At 70.6% G+C, this 23,629-nt stretch carries 15 protein-coding genes; 8 read left to right on the forward strand and 7 right to left on the reverse strand.

Annotated elements, in window-relative coordinates; all coding sequences use genetic code 11:
* Positions 1-99: 99 nt before the first annotated feature.
* The gene (locus ACQP2X_RS00995; protein WP_097327808.1) at positions 100-453 is read right to left on the reverse strand and encodes an STAS domain-containing protein; all 354 of its coding nucleotides are present in this window, start codon (positions 451-453) and stop codon (positions 100-102) included.
* A gap of 176 nt (positions 454-629) precedes the next feature.
* On the opposite strand from ACQP2X_RS00995, the gene ACQP2X_RS01000 reads away from it, so the two are divergent.
* Genes ACQP2X_RS01000 through ACQP2X_RS01025 form a run of 6 tightly spaced genes read left to right on the forward strand, consistent with a single transcriptional unit; the run spans position 630 to position 6,218 of the window.
* Complete coding sequence (locus tag ACQP2X_RS01000) at positions 630-1,478, forward strand: STAS domain-containing protein (protein WP_498693712.1); 849 nt, start codon at positions 630-632, stop codon at positions 1,476-1,478.
* 1 nt (position 1,479) lies between these two features.
* On the forward strand, positions 1,480-1,905 hold the full coding sequence (locus ACQP2X_RS01005) for an STAS domain-containing protein (RefSeq protein WP_498693713.1): 426 nt from the start codon (positions 1,480-1,482) through the stop codon (positions 1,903-1,905).
* Positions 1,902-2,306: an anti-sigma regulatory factor gene (locus ACQP2X_RS01010; RefSeq protein ID WP_498693715.1), complete on the forward strand. Its 405-nt coding sequence runs from the start codon at positions 1,902-1,904 to the stop codon at positions 2,304-2,306. Before ACQP2X_RS01005 ends, ACQP2X_RS01010 begins: the two co-directional genes overlap by 4 nt.
* Entirely contained in the window at positions 2,303-3,334 is a 1,032-nt protein-coding gene (locus ACQP2X_RS01015) for an ATP-binding SpoIIE family protein phosphatase (RefSeq protein ID WP_498693716.1), read from the forward strand. Before ACQP2X_RS01010 ends, ACQP2X_RS01015 begins: the two co-directional genes overlap by 4 nt.
* Positions 3,331-4,680, forward strand: a complete 1,350-nt coding sequence (locus tag ACQP2X_RS01020) for a sensor histidine kinase (RefSeq protein ID WP_498693718.1) — start codon at positions 3,331-3,333, stop codon at positions 4,678-4,680. The genes ACQP2X_RS01015 and ACQP2X_RS01020 overlap by 4 nt, the downstream gene beginning before the upstream one ends.
* Entirely contained in the window at positions 4,677-6,218 is a 1,542-nt protein-coding gene (locus ACQP2X_RS01025) for a SpoIIE family protein phosphatase (RefSeq protein WP_498700760.1), read from the forward strand. The genes ACQP2X_RS01020 and ACQP2X_RS01025 overlap by 4 nt, the downstream gene beginning before the upstream one ends.
* Before the next feature lie 17 nt (positions 6,219-6,235).
* On the opposite strand, the gene ACQP2X_RS01030 is transcribed toward ACQP2X_RS01025, so the two are convergent.
* On the reverse strand, positions 6,236-9,241 hold the full coding sequence (locus tag ACQP2X_RS01030; RefSeq protein WP_498693720.1) for a glycosyltransferase family 2 protein: 3,006 nt from the start codon (positions 9,239-9,241) through the stop codon (positions 6,236-6,238).
* Positions 9,242-9,426: 185 nt separating this feature from the next.
* On the opposite strand from ACQP2X_RS01030, the gene ACQP2X_RS01035 reads away from it, so the two are divergent.
* Positions 9,427-11,031, forward strand: a complete 1,605-nt coding sequence (locus ACQP2X_RS01035) for a chitinase (protein ID WP_498693721.1) — start codon at positions 9,427-9,429, stop codon at positions 11,029-11,031.
* A 48-nt stretch (positions 11,032-11,079) separates the two neighbouring features.
* On the opposite strand, the gene ACQP2X_RS01040 is transcribed toward ACQP2X_RS01035, so the two are convergent.
* The 3 genes from ACQP2X_RS01040 to ACQP2X_RS01050 form a co-directional block, all read right to left on the reverse strand.
* Positions 11,080-14,100: an FG-GAP repeat domain-containing protein gene (locus ACQP2X_RS01040; protein ID WP_498693723.1), complete on the reverse strand. Its 3,021-nt coding sequence runs from the start codon at positions 14,098-14,100 to the stop codon at positions 11,080-11,082.
* Between the two features lie 13 nt (positions 14,101-14,113).
* The gene (locus ACQP2X_RS01045) at positions 14,114-17,101 is read right to left on the reverse strand and encodes an FG-GAP repeat domain-containing protein (protein WP_498693724.1); all 2,988 of its coding nucleotides are present in this window, start codon (positions 17,099-17,101) and stop codon (positions 14,114-14,116) included.
* 73 nt (positions 17,102-17,174) lie between these two features.
* On the reverse strand, positions 17,175-19,262 hold the full coding sequence (locus ACQP2X_RS01050) for a S9 family peptidase (RefSeq protein ID WP_498693725.1): 2,088 nt from the start codon (positions 19,260-19,262) through the stop codon (positions 17,175-17,177).
* 128 nt (positions 19,263-19,390) lie between these two features.
* Between ACQP2X_RS01050 and ACQP2X_RS01055 the strand changes: the two genes are divergently transcribed.
* Positions 19,391-20,524 carry an FAD-binding oxidoreductase gene (locus ACQP2X_RS01055; protein ID WP_498693727.1) on the forward strand — a complete coding sequence of 378 codons (1,134 nt, stop codon included), beginning with the start codon at positions 19,391-19,393 and terminating at the stop codon, positions 20,522-20,524.
* A gap of 283 nt (positions 20,525-20,807) precedes the next feature.
* Here the strand turns inward: ACQP2X_RS01055 and ACQP2X_RS01060 are convergent, their stop codons facing one another.
* Positions 20,808-21,419, reverse strand: a complete 612-nt coding sequence (locus tag ACQP2X_RS01060; RefSeq protein WP_498693728.1) for a dihydrofolate reductase family protein — start codon at positions 21,417-21,419, stop codon at positions 20,808-20,810.
* Between the two features lie 131 nt (positions 21,420-21,550).
* Positions 21,551-23,593: a SpoIIE family protein phosphatase gene (locus tag ACQP2X_RS01065; protein WP_498693731.1), complete on the reverse strand. Its 2,043-nt coding sequence runs from the start codon at positions 23,591-23,593 to the stop codon at positions 21,551-21,553.
* Between the last annotated feature and the right edge of the window lie 36 nt (positions 23,594-23,629).

A 23,629-nucleotide genomic window follows, 5' to 3' on the forward strand; every position in this document is an offset into this window, starting at 1 on the left:
ACGAGCACTCCTGCGGTCACCGGAAGGGGTCTTCGTCCGGCAGCAGGTGCCCACGGCCGGTCGGCGACAAACTACGCCGACCGGGCCAACCAGGGAAAGTCAGTCGAGCGCGGGCTCCTGCGCCGTCACGGCCTCGTCGACCGTCGGATAGGTGCGCAGCACCTCCACCAGGCCACTGACCTCGAGGATGCGCAGCACGCCACGCTGCGGAGCGGCCAGGCGGACCGTGCCGCCGGCGTCGTCGGTGCTGTTCTTGGCCCGGACGAAGACCGAGAGCCCGGTGGAATCGCAGAACGAGACCTGGGCCAGGTCGAAGACCAGACGGGTGCGGCCCTTCTCCAGAAGGTCGCTGATCTGGTCCTGAAGCTGGGGCGCGGTGGCCATGTCCAGCTCACCCGCGACCGACACGACGACCATGTCGGCGCGCTGTTCCGTTTGTACCGTCAGAGACATTCAGGACCTCCAGATTATGAGCAGAACGGTACTCCAACCCCAGGGGGATCCGCAGAACCGGGGCGCGCCACCGCGTTATTTGGCTGACAGCAAGTATTAGAGCTTCCGGTGGTAAAGTCCGCGCGTTGCACGCCGGACGGCACGTGGGACTGACAGAACAGAGTCGGGAGGCAGCGGTGACGCTGACTGCGGAAGAGGCGGCTCGGTTCGCCGGTCTGCTGGAGGACAACAGCGACGCCCTCGTGGCGGCCTGGACGCAGAAGGTGGCGACCACCCTGCGGGGCCGGTTGAGCCAGGCCGAGCTCCAGAGACAGCATTCCGAGCTGCGCAAGGCGTTCCAGCGGGCGCTCTCCGGCGGCGCCCAGACGATCGGTGACGAGCCCGCGGCCGAGCTGCGGGCCCAGCTGAGCGACCTCTCGTCGAGCCGGGCCCGGCAGGGCTTCTCGGTGACCGAGACGGCGGTCAGCGTCTTCGCCTTCAAAGAGGCCGTGCTCGGTGTCGTCGACCAGACCGGCGGCGGCGAGGCGGCTCTGCGCGACTACGTGGCGCTGTCCGCCTTCGTCGACGAGGCGGCCCTGTTCACCTCCGAGAGCTACGTGCGCGTGCGTGAGGAGCTGATCGCCGACCAGGCCGAGCAGCTGCTCGAGCTCTCCACGCCGGTGGTCAAGCTCTGGGAGGGCGTCGTCGCGGTGCCGCTGGTCGGCACGCTCGACTCGGCCCGGGCCCAGGTCGTCATGGAGCGGCTGCTGCAGACGCTGGTCGACACCGGTTCGCCGTACGCCATCATCGACATCACCGGTGTGCCGGCGGTCGACACCCAGGTGGCCCAGCACGTGCTCAAGACCGTGGTGGCGGCCCGGCTGATGGGCGCCGACTGCATCATCTCCGGCATCCGCCCGCAGATCGCCCAAACGATCGTGGCGCTCGGCATCGAGTTCGGCGACATCGCCACCAAGGCGTCGCTGGCCGACGCGCTGCGTTACGTGCTGGGCCGGACCGGCCAGGCCAAGCGGCTGGGGCGCTGACGTGGAACGTGTTCCGGTCCTCAAGATCGGTGACATCCTCCTGGTCTCGATCCAGATCGACATGGAGGACCAGACCGCCCTGCAACTGCAGGAGGACCTCGCCGACCGGATCGTCGCGACCGGCTGCCACGGCGTGATCATCGACATCAGCGCGCTCGACATCGTCGACTCGTTCGTCGGGCGCACCCTGGCCACCATCGCCTCGATCTCGCGGGTGCTCGACGCCGAGACCGTGGTCGTCGGCATGCGCCCGGCCGTGGCCATCACGCTCGTCGAGCTGGGCCTGCAACTGCCCGGCATCCGCACGGCGCTGAACGTCGAGCTCGGCATGGATCTGCTGGCCCGGGAGCGGGCCGCCGAGGACTGGGAGGAGGGCGACGCCGAGGACGAGGGCGAGCCCGAGACGCCCGCGGCAGCGACACCGTGAACCAGCAGGGCGAGCTCATCCAGGTCAACTCCGACCAGGACGTCGTACGGGTGCGGCAGCTCGTCCGTACGGTCGCCGTGGCCGTCAAGCTCTCGCTGGTCGACCAGACCAAGCTGGTCACCGCCGCGAGCGAGCTGGCCCGCAACACACTGGTCTACGGTGGGGGCGGCACCGTCGAGGTGAGCACTGTCGACAACGGCCGGCGGCCCGGCATCCGGATAGTCTTCGCTGATCAGGGTCCCGGCATCGCCGACCTCGATCTGGCCTTCACCGACGGTTACACCACCGGCTCCGGCATGGGGCTCGGTCTCAGTGGCGCCCGCCGGTTGGTGGACGAGTTCGACATCGTCACCGCGCCCGGCGCGGGTACGAGCATTACCGTGACCAAGTGGTGCCGATGAGCGGAGGCGCAGTGGCGTCGATACCCGAGGGACTCCTCGACGGGGGAGCCTGGTTCCGGGTGGAGGCCGCCGCGACCGCTTCCTCCGTGCGCCGGACGGCCGAGCGCCTGGCGGTCGAGCTCGGCATGCCCGAGCGCAAGACCGCCGACCTCTCGATAGTGGCCGCCGAGGTGGCCGGAAACCTGGTCAAGCACGCCGACGAGGGTGTTCTGCTGCTGCGCACGGTGCGGGCGGCCGGGCAGGCCGGAGTCGAGATCGTCGCGATCGACAGCGGCCCGGGCATGGCCGATCTCGCCCGTTCGTTCGGCGACGGTCACTCGACCGCGGGCACCCTCGGCATCGGGCTCGGCTCGATACTGCGTCAGTCCGACTGGTGCGACCTGCACTCGGTGCCCGGGAAAGGCACCGTCCTGGCCGCCCAAGTGTGGCCCGACGTCCAGCCCGGCCCGGCCTGGGCCGCGGGCGTGACCCGCCCGCTGACCGGCGAGCCGGTCAGCGGCGACGCGTTCGCCGTGCGCGAGGCGAACGGCCGCCGCCAGATCCTCATGTCCGACGGGCTCGGGCACGGCGGGCTCGCGGCCGCCGCCTCCCACGAGGCCGTGCGCGTCTTCCTCGACGCGCCCGCCGACCAGCCCTCGGGCGTCGTCGAGCTGCTGCACCGCCGCCTCAACCACACCCGGGGCGCCGCGCTGGCCGTGGCCGAGCTCGACGCCGAGGCCGGCGTCGTCCGCTACTGCGGCCTCGGCAACATCTCGGGCACGGTGTTCGCGCCCGGTGGCGCCCGGCGCGGCATGGTCTCGCTGCCCGGCATCGCCGGCCACCAGCGGCGGCAGATCCGGCAGTACGACTATCCGCTGGAGCCCGGCTCGGCCGTGCTCATGCACTCCGACGGTGTGGTCGACCGCTGGAACCAGGCGGACTATCCCGGCCTGCTCACCCACTCGCCGGTGGTGATCGCGGCGACGGTGCTCCGTGACGCCGGTGTGCGCCGGGACGACGCCGGCGTGGTCGTGGCGCGGCTGCCATGACCGACGGACCCGAGCCGCTGATGAAGGTGCGCCTGCGGGTGGCGCAGGACATCTTCGCCGTACGCCAGCTCGGCCGGGAGGTGGCCCGTGAGGTCGGCTTCGAGCAACAGGACCAGACCCGGATCGCGACCGCGCTGAGCGAGGTGAGCCGGGTGCTGCTGGACGGCGCCCGTGATGCCGATGTGACGTTCACAGTCCAGCGTGACGGGGTATCCCCCACGTTACGGGTGACGGTGGAGAGTCAGGTGCCCGGCGACGCCTCGAGGCTGAGGCCCGAGTTGGCGCAGGCCGGCCGCCTGGTGGACAAGTTGGAGGTCACCGATGCCGGAAACGGTACGGTCGTATGGATGGCTCGACGGTTGCCGGCGAGTGCGCCGAGGTTGACCCCGGACCGGATGGACGAGATCCGCGCCGGGCTGGCCAAGCACGTCCCGGGCAGCCCTCTCGACGAGCTGAACGTGCAGAACCAGCAGCTCATCGCCGCCCTCGACGAGGTGCGGGCGCAGCGTGACGACCTGGCCCGGCTCAACGGCGAGCTCGAGGAGACCAACCGCGGCGTCATGGCGCTCTATCACCAGCTCTCCGAAGAGCTGGAGGAGACCAACCGCGGCGTCGTCGCCCTCTACGCCGAGCTCGACGAGAAATCGGTGCAGCTGGCCGCGGCCAGCGAGGCGAAAAGCCGGTTCCTGGCCAACGTCAGCCACGAACTGCGGGCGCCGGTCACCGCCATCATCGGGCTGGGCCGGCTGCTCGGCGACGACGCTTCCGACGAGCTGACCGAGGAGCAGACCCGGCAGGTCGATCTCATCCGCAGCTCCGCCACCGACCTGCTCTCGCTCGTCAACGACCTGCTCGACCTGGCCAAGGCCGAGGCCGGCCGGGTCGAGGCGAGCATGGCCGACGTCGACCTCAAGGCCGTGTTCGGGCAGCTCCGGGGCACCTTGCGGCCGCTGGCGACCCGGCCCGAGGTCGATTTCGTGGTCGACGAGCCGTCGGTGCCGTCGATCCGTACGGACGAAGTGCTTCTGGCCCGGGTGTTGCGCAACCTGCTCACCAACGCGCTGAAATTCACCGAGGCCGGCGAGGTACGTCTGAGCGTGCGCCGGATCGGCGACGACGCCGAGTTCACCGTGTCCGACACCGGCACCGGCATCCCGGCCGAGCTCCACGAGCGCATCTTCGAGGAGTTCTACCAGGTGCCCGGGAGCAAGCCGATCAGCGGCAAGGGCACGGGCCTGGGCCTGCCGTACGCTCGCCGGCTCGCCGGCATCCTGGGCGGCGCCCTGCGCGTCGCGTCCACGCCCGGTGAGGGCAGCACGTTCACGCTGTGGTTGCCGATCTCATGAGCTCCGCCACCACCACCGTCCTCGTCGTCGACGACAGCGCGACCAAGCGATATCTGCTGGTGAGCTGGCTGACCCGCGCCGGTTTCACGGTGCGGCAGGCGGAGACGGGCGGCGAGGCGCTGCGGATGCTGCCCGGCTCGGACGTCGACCTGGTGGTCCTGGACGTCAAGCTGCCCGACATGAGCGGTTTCGACGTCTGTGAACGGATCAAGACCGACGCCGAGTACGGCACGTTGCCGGTCATCCACGTCTCGGCCCACGCCGTCGACGTCGTCGATCGCACGCAGGGCCTCAACCGGGGCGCCGACGCCTATCTGGTGGAGCCGATCGAGCCCGACGAGCTGATCGCCACCGTGCACGCGGTGCTGCGCTACTACTCGGCCCGCCGGCGCGCCGAGACCCTGGCCACCCGGCTGGTGCGGCTGGCCGAGGCCACCCTCGAGATCAACTCCGCGCCGACGCTGGCCGGCCTGCTGACGGCGGCCGCGGACGGCGCCCTCGACATCTTCGGCGGTCCCGTCGTGGTGGTGGCCGAGACGGCCGATGGGGAGAGCCTGGCCGTCTCCGGCTCCCCGCCGGAGGTCCGCCGCTGGTCACCCTTGTCGCGTGACGTCGCGGTCGGTTCCGTCGTACGCCGGGAGGAGCCCTCGGACTGGGACCTGACCGACTGGCCCGAGGGCGACACGGTGGCGGTGGCCGCCGCGCGTCTGCGCGCCGATCGTCCCCCGGTCTTCGTGGCGGTGCCGAGCAGTTCACAGACGCCCGGCTTCCCGGTGCTGCGACAGCTCTCCCAGGCCGTGGCGGCGGCGGTCGAGGCGCAGCGCTCGTACGACGAGGAGCACCGGATCGCGGTGACCCTCCAGCGCAGCCTGCTCCAGTCCCGGCTGCCCGACGTGCCCGGCCTGGAACTGGCCATGCGCTACGAGCCGGCGGGCGCGCAGACGGAGGTCGGCGGCGACTTCTACGAGCTGACCATGCTCGACGGCCGGCTGCTGGTGGCGATCGGCGACGTGGCCGGCCACTCGCTGCACGCGGCGACGGTCATGGCCGAGGTGCGGCACGCGGTCCGGGCGTACGCGGTCGAGGGCCATCCGCCGGGCGCGGTGCTGGGCCTGGTCAACCGCTTCATGCGCACGGTCCTGCCGGCCGAGTCGGCCACCATCTGCCTGCTCACCCTCGACCCGGCCACCGGCCGCGTCCGCCTGGCCAGCGCCGGTCACCTGCCGCCGCTGCTGCACACGCCGGACCGTGGCCCCCATTTCCTGGAGCCGCGCGGCCCGCTGCTCGGCATCAACGCGCCCCGCCCGGACGACCTGGAGTTCGTCCTGCCGCCGGGCGGCACGCTGGTGCTCTACACCGACGGCCTGGTCGAGCGCCGCGACGCCGACATCGACGTGGGCCTGACCGCTCTGGCCGAGGCGGCGGCGACGATCGAGCCCGACCTGGACGATTTCGGCCGCCGCCTGCTGACCCAGCTGGGCGGCACCGGGCAGCAGGCCGACGACATCGCTGTCGTCGCCCTGCGCCGTCGCCCCTAGGTGTTCGGTTCCGCCCGCTACCAGCCGCCGACGCCGGTCAGGACGCGCTCCACCGGTACCGGCTTGCCCAGGTAGAAGCCCTGTCCGAACGGCACGCCGCAGGCCACCAGGGCGTCGCGCTGCGCGGCCGTCTCGATGCCCTCGGCGATGACCGTGCAGCCGTGCTGCTCGGCGAACTCGACCAGGGCCCGGATGGCGGCCTGCCGCGCGGTCTGGTTCTCGACGCCCTCCAGCGAGTCGAGTCCCAGCTTGAGGAAGGCCGGCCGCAGCGTCTCGACCATGGCCAGCGTCTCGTAGCCGGCGCCCAGGTCGTCGACGGCGACGCGCACGTTGCCGCCGAGCTGGGCCAGCTCGGCCGGGGTCTCGGCACCCACCTCGAGCACCACCGGGCGCCGTGCCTGGTGGAGCAGCGGGGCCAGGTCCTGGGGGCGGCGCAGCAGATCTCCGGAGACGTTGATCGCGAGCCAGGTGCCGTTGGGCAGCGACGCCGAGGACGTGATGGCCGCCTGGACCAGCGCGGCGTCGAGTGCGACGTGCACGCCCCGCTCGGCCGCCGCCTCGAGCCCCTCGCGCGGGTTGCTGCCGTCGGCGAAGCGGGTGAGGGCCTCGTATCCGACGACGTGGCCGTTGATCATGTTGTAGACCGGCTGGAAGACCGTGAAGAAGCTGAACTCCTCGAACGAGTGGGCGCGGCTGGACGAGGACTTGTCGGCCTTCCAGGTGCCCGCGTCGTTGCGCTGGAGCCGCACGGTCGTCTGCCCGGCGGCGGCGCCGTGCTCGTGCCGGTAGTGCAGCACCGTGGCCCAGTCGCCGACGGCGGCGGCCGTCTTCTTCGGCGCCTTCTTCTTCCGCCGGGCCTTCTTGGGCGCGACCGGCCGGATCAGCCAGCCGCGCAGGTGGGTCCAGAGGTCGACGACCGTGTTGCCCAGGCCCACGAACGCGATCATCGCGTACAGCGACAGGATCAGGTTGAGACCGGCGAAGACCAGGTTGTTCCACTGGTGGAGCTGGATGTCGTGCATGACGGTGTAGACGCAGAGCGCGATCAGCGCCAGCGGCAGGATGAGATAGCTGGTCGCCGCCGTCGTACGGTCACGCACCTTGGGTGTGCGCTTGAAGGCGCTCTTCTCGCCGGTGAGCAGCTGCAGCAGCGAGGCGATGCTGCCCGACAGGTTGACCGGCAGCAGGATCAGGTTGAAGCCGTAGATCCGCAGCATGTCCGACCGCTTGTAGCCCAGGTGCTTCAGGTCGGCCGCCATCATCAGGAAGTACGGCACCGAGACGAGCAGCAGGATCGGGTTGAGCAGCTCGTTGTTGAACGGGTAGGCCAGCATGACGATCAGGCACACGGAGCTCCAGAAGATGGAGGCCATGTAGTTGACCCGCAGGAAGTACTCGCCGAAGCGGTTCTTGTCCTCGCGCTTCGACTTCGCCCGGAACTGGTCCTTGAGACGCGACAGGATCAGCAGGCCACCGTTGGCCCAGCGCTGCCGTTGGATGCAGAGCGACCCGAAGTCGGGCGGCGTCGCGCTGTAGGCGAGCCGTTCCGGATAGTTGTGCAGCGACCAGCCCTGTACGCCGAGGTCGATGGTCGATTCGGTGTCCTCGATGACCGTACGGTCCTGGATGTACCGCTTGATCTCCCAGTCGCCCTCGTAGGAGACCTCGCAGATCTCGTCCAGGGCCTTCTTGCGCAGCACGGCGTTGGCGCCGACCCAGAACGTGGCCCCGTAGTGGGTCATGCCCTGGTGGACGATGTACTGAATGTCCGTCGTGGCGCCCGAGATGCGCTCGATGCGGGTCGCCGAGCCCGGATAGGCGCTGTACGGCGTCTGCGCCACCGCGTGCTGCGCGTAGGCGCCCTGTTCGAGCAGATGGACGAGCCTCAGGGCGTACTCCGGAAGGAGAACACTGTCGGCGTCGAGGGTCAGCACATAGTCGGGATTGGGGACGACCAGGTCGGCCCGGTTGGGGCCCGCGGTCACCAGCGCGGTGCCCATCGGAGTGCTGACCTCCTGATAGGCGCCGCCCATGAGCCCGATGTAGCTGTTGAGGTTCATCGCCTTGTTCGGCTCGTGCGACAGCGACACGTACTTCTTGCGCTCGAAGCTGGTGACGTGCGCGTCGAAGATGGCGAGCAACCGCCGGTAGAGCTGGTTCATCCGGGCCAGGGGCAGCGTGACCTGCTCGTCGGCGCCCTTGTGCAGAGCGCCCGAGATCTGGCCGAGCTCCACGGCCAGCGGATGGAGGATGTTCTCGACGAAGAAGGTGTCGGTGTGGTCGACCATCTCCTGCCGGGCGCCGAGGTCGTAGAGCCAGTCGGAGGCGAACCGGTACTCGTCGGCCAGCCGGCGCATGTCCTCGAGGACGACCAGATAGCCGCCGCGGTAGCGCACCTGGTCGTCGAAGCTCGCGAAGGCGGTCGAGACCCGGTGGTACGGAACCTTGAGCTCGGCCTCGATCCGGCCCGGCAGGGCGCGGGCGGCGAGGAGCATGTCGCGGGCGGCCCGGGTCTTCGGCTGCCGCGGATCGTCGATCAGCAGCGTCACCCGCAGGCCGGGGTACTCCTGGAGGGCGGCCGACAGCAGCGTGGTGCGGTTGGTGCGCTCGTCCTCCTGATATGACGGGACCAGAACGGTCACGGACGGCGTCTTTCCGCCGATGAACTCGTCGAGCATGATCCGGGGCGCCCGCTGGTGTCCGCGTCCCCGGTAGAAGTAGCCGATGCGCGTGATCAGGTAGGCGATGGCGGAGGCGGCCAGGCCGGTGACCACGAGCATGTAGACGATCGCCTCGATCCCCAGCCGCACGCTGTACGCGTGGCCGGCGATGAACTGCTGGATGATCGTGTATGTGATGTAACAGGCCCAGACCGTGATGGTCACCACGATGGCGAGCCGGCCGCGGGTGATCCTGCCTTCGGAGACCGGGGGCGGAACGATCGGATGAGGCTCCGTCCTCCGGTCGGCTCCCCATTGGCGCTGGGCGTCCGGCTTACGCCGGTCCGCCGGTGTGCGTGGCATGCGTTTTTGGGCCCTTCGGTACGAATTGCGATGGCGCCGCCCGGCGGCGCCCGGCGGAATTGTCGTACCAAGATCAAGATTTGACGCTCCGATGTCCAGATTGGACGTCGTCGTCCTTTTGCCCGATCGCGCAAAAGGCGATGGTGCGTCAGCGTGTGGCGACTCGAAAACTCGAAAGGGCATACATGACGGACCGCGCCACACACGTAGCCGTGCGGCCGGAGTACGACCCGCTCGCCGATCCGAACTGGCAGGAACCGGAACAGCCGCGCAGCCGGCTGTCCTGGACGAGGCTGGGCATCCTGGTGCTCGTCCTGGCCCTGGCCGGCGTCGGCGGCACCCTCGAGGTCATGCATCTGCGGAACACGTCCGGACCGACCGCGAAGTCCTGGGCGGTGCCGTACGTCGACGTCACGCTGACCCCGACCTTCCAGTTCCAGGACCCCACGGCCAACCCGGCCAACGACGTCGCGCTCGGCTTCGTCGTGGCCGACCCCCAGAGCCCGTGCACGCCCAGCTGGGGCGGCGCCTACAGCCTGGACGGGGCGGCCTCGTCGCTGGAGCTCGACCGCCGCATCAACCAGCTGCGGCAGGCCGGCGGCGACATCACCCTGAGCCTGGGCGGCCTGGCCAACAAGGAGCTCGCCGTCGCCTGCACCGACCAGGGCCGGCTCACCGACGCCTATCGCCAGCTGATCAAGCGGTACGACGTGAAGACGCTCGACCTCGACATCGAGGGCACCGCGGTCGCCGACCAGGCGTCCCTGCAGCGCCGGGTCGCCGCGGTCGCCACGGTGCAGAAGGAGCGCGAGAAGGCCGGCAAGCCGCTCGCCGTCTGGCTCACCCTGCCGGTCACCCCGAGCGGGCTGACCGACGACGGCGTCGCCCTGGTCCGCGGCATGCTCGAGGGCGACGTCGCCGTGCGCGGCGTCAACGTCATGACGATGGACTACAACAACGGCGACAAGAACCCGGACATGCTGGCCCTGAGCACGAGCGCGCTCAACGGCACCCACAAGCAGCTGTCCGACCTCTACCTGCGCCTCGGCCAGAAGCTCACGTCGCCGCAGGTGTGGTCCCGCATCGGCGCCACTCCGATGATCGGCCAGAACGACGTCGACACCGAGCGCTTCACCCTCGACGACGCCGCCGGCCTGGCCAGGTTCGCCGTCGACAACGGCCTCGGCCGGGTCTCGATGTGGTCGATCAACCGGGACGCCCCGTGCCGCGGCACCTTCGCCAACGTGGTGGTGCACTCCAACACGTGCAGCGGTGTCGACCAGGACGCGCTCGCCTTCTCGAAGGTCTTCGCCGGTCTGCCCGGCAAGGCCGCGGCCGGCGGCAACGTCGACTCGGTCGAGATCCCCGACCAGGCCGCCACCGTCGACGACCCGAAGACCAGCCCGTACCCGATCTGGCGTCTCACGGCGATGTACGTCGGCGGCTACAAGGTGGTCTGGCACGGCGTCGTCTACGAGGCCAAGTGGGCGAACTCCGGCCTCGACCCGTCGGCGGCGCCGGCAGCGGGCACGCAGAGCGCGTGGTCGGTGATCGGGCCGGTCAGTCCGGTCGAGAAGGCGCCTCGGCCGGTGCCGACGGTCACCGGAGTGAAGCGGATCTGGGCGCCCGGCATCCTCTATCAGCGCGGCGCCCGGGTGATGTCCAACGGCCTGCCGTACGAGGCCCGGTGGGCCAGCAAGGGCGAGATCCCGTCGACCGAGTTCCCGATCGACGCCGACGACCCGTGGAAGCCGCTCTTCAACGTCCCCGGCGAGCCGGTGATGAACTGACAAAAGACGCCGCCCACGACCTTGAGGTCGCGGGCGGCGTCTTTTTGTTCAGTAGAGAGCGGCGTACTTCTGGTATCCGGTCCCGACGAGTTGCAGGGCGCCGAAGCCGCCCTTGCCGTTGCCGAGCTTGCGCCAGAGGACGCCCGCGCTGTTGCGCATGAGCAGGTCGTTCTTGCCGTCCTCGTTCAGGTCGCCGGCGCCGATGATCGCGTTGAAGCCGAGGTAGCCACTGCCGATCAGGTGCATGCCCGGGGTGAAGCCGCCCTTGCCGTTGCCGTACCAGGCGTACATCGTCGTGCCGTAGATCGCGATCAGGTCGGCCTTGCCGTCACCGCTGATGTCGCCCGGACCGACAAACCGGGAGACGCCCTTGTACGTCCCCCCGTAGGCGGCCGAGGAGCTGAAGCCGCCGTTGCCGTTGCCGGTGAAGCGGAACAGGCGCCCGGTGGAGGTCTCCCGGGCGAGAAGGTCGGAGACGCCGTCGCCGGTGAGGTCGCCGGTGTGCACGATCTGGTTGAACCGGTTCCAGTTGCCGGGCACCGGCCGGGACGTCGCGATGTCGAAGGCGCCGCGGCCATATCCGACATAGACCCGCATGGAGCCGTTCTTGTAGCGGACCAGCAGGTCGTTCTTGAAGTCCCGGTTGATGTCGCCGTAGGGGATCATCGTCGTGATCTGCGCCCGGCTCCAGTTCTCCGTCCAGCCGTTGTCCCGGAGCGCGGCGGTCGACGGGCTGGAGGCCAGCCAGTGCGCCTCACCCGACGAATGGACGCCCAGCACCGACGGGAAGCCGTAGCTGTCGATCGAGTGCAGCGTGGGCGTGCCGAAGGAGAGCAGGAACGAGCCCGAGCCGAGCGTCGCCGTGCCCGAGACGAGCTGCCATCGGTAGGTGCCGCTGGTCGCCCGCTTGCCGCCCACCAGACCGTTCCACGTGACCCGGCGGGAGACGGGAAGGGCGCCGGTGGTCGAGTCGTACACCACCTTGCCGGTCCGCGCCTGGGTGACGATGACCCGCGAGGCGGTCACCGGCCGGGTGAACCGGAACGCGGCCGACCACGTGCTGGGCGCCGTCGTGCCCTGCGCGTAGGTGGTGTTCTCCTCGATCCAGACCGCCGGGGCCGAGGGCGTGACACCGGGATCCACGATGTGCACGTCGTCATCGCTGTCGACCCAGGCGACGTCGCCGCCGAACTTGTCGACAGCCCAGCTCACGTTGCGATCATCGGCCAGCGTGCCGCGGTCGAAGGTGGCCAGCGCGACCGGCTCGCCGAGCTTGTCGCCGGTGATCTCGATGCGGAGCAGCCGGCCGTCGGCGTCGTGCCGCACGACGTAGTTGTCGCCGAGCAGGTACTGGCCGGACGGCAGCGCGATGTTCACCTTCTGGGCGAGGTCGTAGACGCCGGCCGGCCCGGTGGCGCCACAGGCCCAGTAGAGATATTTCGCGGTGGCCTGGACCTCGGTCGCCGTGCAGGACGAGCCGGTGGTGACCGTGGCGCCGGTGGTCGCTGTGTCGTTCCGGCCGAGCGGCAGGGTGAGGGCCTGCAGCGTGCCGGCCTTCGTGGCGCGCCACAAAGTGCGGAACCACAGGGCGGCGCCGGTCACGGGTCCCGTGTAGACGATGCCGGAACTGTCCAGATCCACGTACTGCGTCTTCGGGTTCGCGCCGTTGATGAGCGTGTACCGGTAGGAGGCGTCGACGACGGTGGCTCCCGTCGAGGGGAGGGCCGCGGCCGACCCGTGCTGCCCGGCGCTCTGGAACTTGAGGGCCGTGCCGGTGATCCACGGCATGCCCTGGTCGTGGCCGCCGAACGTCCGCACGCAAGCGGCGCCCGCCTCGCACGGCACCGGGGCGCCGAGGAACGCGGTGTCGTCCGTACGGCCGGCAACCCCGATCGTGTAGCTGTAGGGGTGGTAGTCGACCGCCGCCTCGCCGACCGGCTGAGACGCGGTCACGTGGCGCATGCGGCCCGACGAGAGCGACACCCCGGCGTTCACCCTGGGCGCCGCGACCGAGGTGACGACCTCCTCGCCATCGGCCGTGGCCTTGCGCACCGCCCAGTCAGAGCCGTCGGACTGGGTGGCTCCACCGACGAAGAGGACCTCGTCGGAGGCCTGGGCGAGCGTGGACACGCGGGCGCTCGCCACCGTCGTGGGCGCGGCGCCGTCCGGGGTCTGGCGCTGAATCTGCAGCCAGCCGTTCACCGCGAACGCCGACACGGAGATCAGGTCGTCGCCGGCCAGGCCGAACCTGGAGGTGGTCACCGGGAAGACGGTGCCGGCGGTGTCGGTGCCGTCCGTGAGACCGGACCGGGAGTAGGTGCGCACGGCCGAGGAGGCGTACAGGCCGACGCGATCCTTCGACAACACGATCCTGACAGCCGTGCCCGACCCGGGAATCGGCGTGACCCGGGCGGTCGCGGCGTCCAGCAGGCCGTACCGGACCAGGCCCGAGGCAGTGAACTTCAGCACGGCCGACCGGTCGTCGCCGGTCTGGATCGAGAAGAAGTTGGCGCCGTCGGGAAAACCGGTGACCGGCGTCGTGGTGACGGAACCGTCTTCGGCTGTCCGCCGCAGCTCGGCGGTTCGGCTACCGGGGCGGACGGCCAGCAGCGCGTCACCGATGAGGCGTTGGTTGTAGGGCGTCCAGGCGTACGGCACGTCGACCTGATGCCAGGTCATGGCGCCGAGGTCCAGCGTCCAGCGCGTGGTGGACGAGACCGGATGATCGGCCGTCGACGCCTGGACGTCGACGGTGTCGCCGAACAGGCCGACGACGGAATCGGCGGGGACGCCGGCCAGCGCGGAAACGACGACCGTCTCATGGTCGGAATATCTGGTCCACAGCCAGGGCGAGGCACTCGTTCGCTGGTGCAGGACGCCGGTCTTGCCGGCGAAGGCCACCGCGTTGGTCAGGCTGGTCTGCGTGGGCGGCGTTTTCACGGCCGGCACCACGGCGACTTCGTGGGGGGTGGTCGCGGCCACCGCGACGGCGGGAACCGAGATCCCCGCCGTCGTCGCGAGCGCGCCACCGACCATGGCCGCGAGGGTGCGGCGGTAGACGTTCTTCACTCTGTGTCCTGTGTCAGTAGAGGGCGGCGTACTTCTGATAGCCGGTGCCGACGAGCTGGAGCGGGCCGAAGCCGCCCTTGCCGTTGCCGAGCTTGCGCCAGAGGACGCCCGCGCTGTTGCGCATGAGCAGGTCGTTCTTGCCGTCTTCGTTGAGGTCGCCGGCGCCGATGATGGTGTTGAAGCCGAGGTAGCCGCTGCCGATCAGGTGCAGACCGGGGGTGAAGCCGCCTTTGCCGTTGCCGTACCAGGCGTACATCGTGGTGCCGTAGAGCAGGATCAGGTCGGCCTTGCCGTCGCCGGTGATGTCGCCGGGCCCGACGAAGCGGGAGACGCCCTTGTAGGTGCCTCCGTAGGCGGCCGAGGAGCTGAAGCCACCCTTGCCGTTGCCGGTGTAGCGGAACAGGCGCCCGGTGGAGGTTTCGCGCGCGAGCAGATCGGAGACGCCGTCGCCGGTGAGGTCGCCGGTGTGCACGATCTGGTTGAACCGGTTCCAGTTGCCGGGGATCAGCACGGTCCGGTTGCCGGCGAAGGTCGGCGTGAGATCGGAGAGGTAGGCCCGCATGGTGCCGTCGGCCCGGCGGACCAGCAGATCGTTCCTGAGGTCCTTGGCGATGTCGCCGTACGGCACGACGGCGGTGGCCGCGGACAGCGACTCGCCGGCGTACGGGCTGAGCGCGGCGGTGCCGGGCTTCGCGGTCAGCCACGTGCCGGCGCCGGTGGAGGCCTTGGTGATGCCGAGGACGGTCGGCAGGCCGCTGCAGCTGTAGGTGTGCAGGACCGGGAGACCGCCGCAGTACACGGTTGTCGTGCCGGTGGCCACGGAGGTGGAAGCGCCGCCGACCGTGGTGGTCAGCGTCCACCGGTAGTGGCCGCTGGCCACTCGTTTGCCGGCGGACAGGCCGTTCCAGACGAGCGACGCGCGGTCGCGGGTCGCTGACTGGGTCAGGCGGGCGACGACCTGGCCGGTGCGGAGCTGAGTGATCGTGAGGGCGGCGCTGTCGACCGGACGGGTCAGGTTCGCCTCCGCCACATAGGAACCCGGATAGTCCAGCGGCGGGCCGAAGCGGACTCCGATCGCAGCCGGGGCCGACCGGGTGACACCCGGGTCGACGATGTGGATGGCGTTGGCGGCGTCGACCCAGGCGATGTTGCCGCTGTACTTGTCGACGGCCCACGTGATGTTGCGGTCATCGGTGAGGTCGCCGCGGGGGAAGGTGGCGGCGGTGGCTGTAGTGCCGTCCGTGAGGTCGTAGCGGACCAGCGTGCCGTCGGCGTCGTGCCGGACCACGTAGTTGTCGCCGAGGAGGTACTGCCCGGCGGGCAGCGTCCGGGTCGTCTTGCGGGCCAGGTCGTAGACGCCGGCCGGGCCGGTCGGGCCGCAGGACCAGAGCACGTGCTTGGCGGTCGCCTGGACGTCGGTCGCGGTGCAGGCCGAGCCGGTGGCGACGGCCGTGCCGAGGGAGCCGGTCGCCAGGTTCTTCGGCTGAAGCTTGCCGGGACCCGCGGTCCACAACGTGGTGAACCACAGCCCGGCGCCGGTGACGGGGCCCGTGGAGACAACCTTGTGAACGATGGCGTCGACGACGTACTGACGGGCCGGATTCGTGCCGTTGACCACCAGGTATTCGGAGGATCCGTCGACCAGCGTGCCACCGGCCGACGGCAGGGAGGTCTGGCCGCTGCCGATGCCGACGTGCACCGTGAGCGACTGGCCGGCCGAGCTCAGGTACGAGAACCGGCTGCTACCGCCATCCACCGCGTGGACACAGGCGGCACCGTCCTGACACGGCACCACGCCGGAGGGCAATTTGCCGCCGTAACCGGCCTCAGCGCTCGCTCCCGGGGTCAGTTCGTATCCGTACAGGCGGTACGTCGGCTCCTCGGCCGGCCAGGACAGGGCCGAGACGCGCCGCAGCACTCCACGGGCCATGGTCACCCCGGCGTTGACGGGCTCGGTCAGCGGGATCACGACCTGATCGCCGGCGCCCGTCAGCTTGTGCACGGCCCAGTCCGAGCCGTTCGGCCCGCCGACGAAGAGAACTCCGTCCGGGCCCTGGACCAGCTGGTTCGGCCATGCCGTGGCGATCGGGGTGACAGTGCCGTCCGGTGCGCGGCGCTGGAGGATCCGCGCGCCGTTGGCGGTCGTCGCACCCATCTCGACGAGATCGTCACCGGCCAGTCCGCTGAAGCCCCCGGTCAATCCGCTGATGGTGGTGGCCGTCGTGTCGGTGCCGTCCGCGATGCCGGCCCGGGAGTAGGTGCGCATCGTCGTGCCGGTGAGCAGGCCGATGCGGTCCGTCGTGAGCACCACCTTGTTCACCACCCCGACGAACGGAACCGGAGCGATCCGGCCGCTCGCGACGTCCAGCAGCCCGTACGTGATCCCGGCGGTTGTGACGAAGCGGAGCACTGCCGCACCGTCGCCGCCGGCGAAGGCCAGGGCGCTCGTCGTGCCCTCGGGGATCCCGGTGAGCGGCGTGGTCGTGTACGAGCCGTCCGCGGCCGGGTGCCGTAGTTCGGGCAGGTGATCCGGGCCGATCACGAGGAGGGCGCCAGCACCGACGGGACGCTGAATGTAGGTGTTGGCCGCGTACGGGATCTCGTGCCACGTCATGGTGGCGAGATCCAGGGTCCAGCGGGTGGTGGCGGAGATCGGATGACCCGACGCCGAGTCGTGGAGCTGGATCGTGTCGCCGAAGACACCGACCAGGCTGCCCAGGGGCAGACCGTTCAGCCCGTCGACGACGACGGTCTTCCGGTCGGCGTATCTGGTCCACAGCCAGGGCGTGCTGGACAGGCGCCGGTGCAGGAAGCCGGTCTCACCGGCGAACTGGATCGAATCGGCCCGGTTGGTGTCGGCCGGGAAGTTTTCTGGGAGGACCACCATGACCTGGTGGGGAGCGGCCGCAGCCATCGCGGGGGCGGGGACCGAGGTCCCCGCCGTCACCGCGAGTGCGCCGCCCACCATCGTCGCGAGGGCGCGACGGTAGACGTTCTTCACTTGTGCCCCGATTTTGAGAAATTCTCAGCAGCGAGACACTAGGCGCGAAGATTCCCTCTGCGCAAGATCCTATTTAGGGGGCGGTGGCGCCCAGCACGTCGAGGGTCCACGCGTTCACGAACGCCTCTTCCTTCCAGGCGTCGTACCGGCCACTCGGGCCGCCGTGGCCGGCGCCCATCTCGGTCTTGAGCAGGTAGTCGCCGTCGGGGGCCACGGCGCGCAGGCGGGCGATCCACTTGGCCGGCTCGTGGTAGAGGACGCGGGTGTCGTTCAGGCTGGTCATCGCCAGGATCTTGGGGTAGGCCAGCTTCGCCACGTTCTCGTACGGGCTGTACGACTTCATGTACGAATAGACATCGGCCGACTCGATCGGGTTGCCCCACTCCTCCCACTCGGTGACCGTCAGCGGCAGCGACGGGTCGAGGATGCTGGTCAGCGGGTCGACGAACGGCACCTGGGCCACGATGCCGGCGAAGTCGTCCGGTGCCAGGTTGGCCACCGCGCCGACCAGCAGGCCGCCGGCCGAGCCGCCGCGGGCGACCAGGCGGTCGGCCGAGGTCCAGCGGCCGCGGACCAGCTGGCGGGCGCAGGCGATGAAGTCGGTGAACGTGTTCTTCTTGGCCAGCAGCTTGCCCTCCTCGTACCACCGGCGCCCCATCTCGCCGCCGCCGCGGATGTGCGCGATGGCGAAGATGACGCCGCGGTCGAGCAGCGACAGGCGGGCGATCGAGAAGTACGGGTCGATGCTCGTCTCGTACGAGCCGTAGCCGTAGAGGACAGCCGGGGCCGTGCCGTCGCGCCGCACGCCCTTGCGGGCCACGATCGAGATCGGCACCCGGGTGCCGTCGTCGGCGATCGCCCACTCGCGGAACTGCTCGTAGTCACCCGGCTCGTAGCCACCCAGCACCGGCCGCTGCTTGCGCAGCGTCATGGTGCGGGTGATCAGGTCGACGTCGTACACCGCGTCGGGGGTGACCATCGAGGTGTAGCCGATCCGGACCGACGACGTGTCGTACTCCGGGTTGCCGGCGAGACCGACGCTGTAGAGCGGCTCGGGGAACTCCATCTCGTACGAGTCGGTGCTGCCGTCCACCATCACGCGCAGCCCGGTCAGCCCGTCACGGCGCTGCGAGACCACGATGTGCCGGGCGAACGCGTCGACCGACTCGAGGCGGGTGCCCGGCTCGTGCGGGATCAGCTCGACCCAGTCGCCTGGGGCGTCGGCCGACGTGTACGCCAGCGCGAAGTCCTCCGCGCCCTTGTTGTGCAGGATCAGCAGACGGTGGCCGTGGTGCTCGATCGAATATTCGACGCCCTGCTCGCGCGGGGCGACCAGGATCGGCTCGGCCTCCGGCGTCTCGGCCGGGATGATCCGGACCTCGGACGTGATCTTGCTGCCGGCCTCGACGACGACGAACTTCTCGCTGCGGGTGAGCTCGACGCCGACCCAGAAGCGCTCGTCGGGCTCCTCGAAGATGACCACGTCGTCGGCCGCGGCCCGGCCGACGGTGTGCCGCCAGACGCGGTACGGCCGCCAGGCGTCGTCGACCGTGATGTAGAACAGGGCGCTGCCGTCGGCCGACCACGCCGTGCCGTACGAGGTGTCGGGCACCTCGTCCGGGAAGACCTCGCCCGTACGCAAGTCTTTGATCTTGAGGGTGAAGCGCTCGTCGCCCTCGAAGTCGGTGGAGTAGGCCAGGCGGGTGCCGTCCGGGCTCACGTCGAACGTGCCGAGCGCGAAGAAGTCCTTGCCCTCGGCCAGGGCGTTGCCGTCGAGCAGCACCTCTTCGCCGGGCACCGGGCCCTCCGAGGACGGCGGGTCGGTCTCGCCCGGGCGTACGGCGACCCGGCAGTGAATGCCGTACTGCCGGCCCTCGACGGTGCGCGTGTAGTACCAGAAACCGCCCTTGCGGCTCGGTACCGTCAGGTCGGTCTCCTTGGTCCGCGACTTGATCTCGGAGAAGAGGGTGTCGCGCAGGCCGGACAGGTGCGCGGTGGCGCCGTCGGTCCACGCGTTCTCGGCCTCGAGATAGGCGACCGTCTCCGGATTTTCCTTGTCGGCGAGCCACGCGTATTCGTCGGTGACGGTGTCGCCGTGGAAGGTGCGCTCGTGCGCCACCTGGCGCACCGAGGGTGGGCTGTCCGGAGTCTGCGTAGTCACGCGCACAACGTTACCGGGCAGTCCGATTTCCTAGCCTTCTTTACTTCTTGCATCAGGATGGCGGCCGTTCGAACACGTGTACGATATGCCAGAGTGGACGATCTTAAAGGTGTTGGGAGACGGGCGGAATGAGAGAGCACGTGCTGAGCGCGCTTGTGGACATCTGCGGGCCCGACTACGCGCGTGTCGCTCGCTCGGTGGACACGGTGGCCGGCCGTCGCGCCGGTTTCGTCGCATTGCCCGCCACGCCGCAAGCGGTCGCCGACACGGTCCGTCTCGCCGCCGATCTGCCGCTGAGGTTCCTGGTCCGCGGTTCCGGATCAAAGATCGATTGGGGTACGCCTCCGAGCGCCGACGTCGATCTCATCCTGGACACGGGTCGGCTCAACGGCATGTGGGACCACGACGTCGCCGGCGCCACGGCCGAGGTGGCCACCGGCACGCCCGTCCATGCCCTGCAGGCCGCCCTGGCGTTGCAGGGTCAGCGGCTCCCGGTCGATCCCCCGTCCCGCACGGCCACCCTCGGCGGCATGCTCTCGCTGAACGAGTCGGGCCCGCTGCGCCACCGCTTCGGCACTCCGGCCGAGCATGTGGACCGTGTCGTCTACGTCGACGCCCAGGGTCGCCCCGGCGAGTCCGACGGTGAGGACGGCCGTCCCGGCATCGCCGAGATCGACGGCGTGATCACCTCGGCTGTGGTCCGGCTCCAGCCGCTGCCACCGGCCCGCCGCTGGGTCGGCATCGCGGTCGCCACCCCGCCGCAGATCCGCAAGCTCGAGTCGGCCGCGGGCGACCTCCAGCCGAGCGCCATCGAGATCGACCTGCCGGCCGGCGGCCCGGCGGGCACGCTGGCGGTGCTCTTCGAGGGTTCGGAGGCCGAGGCGGTGGAGCGGGCCGAGCAGCTCGCGGCGCTGTGGGGCGCGGGCGCGGTGGTCACGGCGATCGCGCCGCCGTGGTGGGGCGCCTATCCGTTCGGTCGCGACGACGTGGCGCTGCGCCTCGCGGTGTCACCCGACGACCTGCCCGCGGTGCTCTATTCGCTGGGCGACGCGGTCGGCGCGCCCGTGCCGGTGCGCGGCTCGGCCGGCCTGGGCCGGGTCCACGCGGTGCTGCCCGGCGCGCTGCCGCCCGACCGCCTGCGCGGCATAGTCGACAGCGTCCGCCACGTTCTGCTGGCCCGCGACGGCCGCGCGGTGGTCATCGCGGCCCCGCCGGCGCTGGCCACCGAGATCGAGATGGCCGACCGCCACGACCTGTTCTGACGCGCCCGAGCGTTCGCTGAAGCTGGCGCCGTCTGACCGCGGTCGGGCTTCCGCCAACGCTGGGCGCCGTCTGACCGCGGTCGGGCTTCCGCCAACGCCGGGCGCCGTCTGACCGGGGCCGGGCTTCGTCAACGCCGGGCGCCGTCTGACGCGGCCGGGCTTCCGCCAACGCCGGGCGTCTTTCAGCGCGCTCGGGCGTCCGCCAACGCCGGGCTTCTTCTGAGGCGGATGCGCGGCGGGGAGTTGGCCGCGCCCGCGAAGCATGGGCGGCCCGGCGGCGGGGTCAGCGCAGGACGGCCTGGCGGTGTTCGGTGGCGGCGGGGTGGCGGCCGGGGATGGGCTCGGTGCCGACGGCGTAGGTGAGGTAGGCGAAGCGGCCGATCTGGGCGGTTCCGGTCAGAGCCAGGTGCCGCGCCGTCAAGTGCCGGGGCAGCAGCGGGACGCCCTTGCCGAGCACCACCGGCGCGATGCCCAGGATGATCTCGTCGAGCAGGCCCTGGTCGACGAACTGGCCGACCAGGTCGCCGCCGCCGACCAGCCAGACGTTCTTGCCCTTCGCGGCCACCATCATGGCCTCGTGCACGCGCTGGACGTCGCCGCTCACCATGAAGATGTTGGCGTCGGGGACCAGCGGCAGCTCACGGTTGGCGAAGACCCAGCACGGGGCGTCACCGTAGAGGTCGTGCCAGTTCTGCGGCTCGGCCAGCACGTTGTCGTTCTCCAGCACCCACTCGTAGGTGTTCGCGCCCATGGCGAACGCCCCGACACCCGCGAAGAAGCCGCCGAACGGGTTCTCGGTGCCCCCATCCACGTCGGCGAGCCAGTCGAGCGAATTGCTTTCGTCGGCGATGTAACCGTCGATGCTCGTGGCCGTGTAGTACTGAGTTTTAGCCATGACAAACACCATGCCACGAGCAACCGGGCGAAAGGGGCGAATCGGCCGAGGTGGGGTGGCCGCCGGGCGGAGGTGAGACGGACGCCGGGCGGAGGTGGGGCGGGCGCCGGCGAGGGGCGGTGCGGGCCGGGTCAGGCGTCGTTGCGCAGGACCAGGATCGCGATGTCGTCGCGGGGCTCCTCGACCGAGAAGTTGATCGTGGTGGAGCGCAGGCGAGCGGCCATCACCTCGGCCGGATATCCGGCCAGGGGACCCGCCGCGTCGCGCAGGCGGGCCGTGCCGAACAGCTCGCGGCCGCGGCGGCGCTCGGTCACGCCGTCGGTGTAGAAGATCAGGGAGTCGCCGGGCTGGAGACGTACCTCGGCGTCGGGTGAGGAGATCGTCTCCAGCAGGCCCAGCGCCGTGCCGCCCTCGCCCACGAACGACGTCTTGCCGTCGGCGTGCACCAGCACCGCGCGGTCGTGCCCGGCCAGGTGCAGGCAGACCGAGAGCACGCCGCCCTTCTCCCGGGCCACCGACGCCATGGCCAGCGTGCAATAGCGGCCGCCGCCCCGCTGGACCAGCGTCTTGTTGACCCGGCAGAGGATCTCGTTCATCGGCTTGCCGTCGTCGACCAGGATGCGGATGACGTCGCGGACCAGGCCGGTGACCGTGGCCGCCTGCACGCCCTTGCCGGAGACGTCGCCGACCACCACCACCCAGCTGTCGGGGCCCGACGGCACCACGTCGTAGAAGTCGCCGCCCACCTCGGAGCCGGTCGGCACATATTCGGCGGCGAAGCCGACACCGTCGACGCGGGGCAGGGTCGGCGGCAGCAGGGAGGCCTGGAGCGTACGGGCGACCTTGTGCCGTTCGTCGTGAATGCGGGCGTTGTCGATGGCCAGGGCCGCCCGCCGGGCCACGTCCTCGAGGATCGCCACCTCGTCGGTGTCGTGCCGGATGCGGTGGTGGCGGCCGACCGCGAGCGTGCCCAGCCTCGTGCCCCGGGCGACCAGCGGCACCGCGAAACCCTCGGCCGGCGGCGGCAGCATCACCTGGGTGCCGAGGCGGGACGCCTCCTCGAGCCGGGTCAGGACCGTGTCGGGGCCGGTCTGCGCCAGCGTCTCGTGCAGCTCGGGCAGCGCGCTCTCGTCGGTGTGGGTGGCCGCCGCGAGCTGCAGGTGACCCCAGGCGTCGGTGGTGTGCACCGCGCACCACTGGCCCAGCCGGGGCACCACCAGCTGCGGGATCAGCGCCATGGTCAGGTTGACGTCGAGCGACTGGGCGAGCAGCTCGCTGGCCTCGGCCAGGAAGGTGAGCCAGGTCTGCCGGCGCAGGTCGGTACGGCGCAGGCGGTCGTTCTCCAGATGCAGCGAGAACCGCTCGGCCACCATCGTGGCCAGCGGGTGGGCGTAGCCGACGGGGGAGGCGTCGAGCTCGAGCTCGCCCGCGTACGGCCGGTTCACCGACAGGGGCACCTTGATCGTCTCGGCGTCGTCGCGCGGAGCCCGGCCGTACCGTGCCAGCAGCTGCCGCCCACCTCCGTCGCCGCGGTCGAGCCGGATGACGCCGCCGGCCGCCCCGGTCAGCCGGGCCAGCTGCGCGAGCAGGCCGGCCGCGAACTCGGCCAGGCCGTCCTCGCTCGTCCGCTCGGGGTTGACCTGCAACAGCGAGGTGAGCGCGCCCGCGCTCGGCGTGCCGCCCTCGATCTCCTTCGAGATCGCCGGCACCACGGCCGTGGAGGTCTCGCCGGGGACACCGCCCTCCAGGCGGAACCAGACGCCCTTGCCGGTGCCCTCGTGCACGGTGCCCCAGCGGCTGGCGAAATGGTCGACCAGCAGCAGGCCGCGCCCGCGCTCGGCGACCTCGCCGATGTCGACGCTCTCGTTGCGGGGGCCGACCGCGAGCTGCTCGACCGGGCCCGGCGCGAAGTCGGTGACCGTGACGGTCAGGCCGGTCTCGTCGGCGCGGACCTCGATGTCGAGCTCGGTGTTGGCGTGCACGACCGCGTTCGTGGAGAGCTCCGTGGTCAGCAGCAGAGCCTCGTTGAGCAGGGAATCGAGCCCGGCCTCCTCGAGGACCGAGCGCACCAGGGCGCGCGCGGCCGCCGGCGTGCGCCGGTCGTTGGGCAGGCGAACGCGCCGGACCAGCCCGCCCGCCGGGCTGTCCGAGATCGCCCCGGCCTCCGCTGACACGAGTGCATCCTCTCCTGAGGATGGGCCTGTGCACAA

It is taken from the genome of Actinoplanes sp. CA-131856, assembly GCF_050956135.1.
Classification (GTDB): domain Bacteria; phylum Actinomycetota; class Actinomycetes; order Mycobacteriales; family Micromonosporaceae; genus Actinoplanes.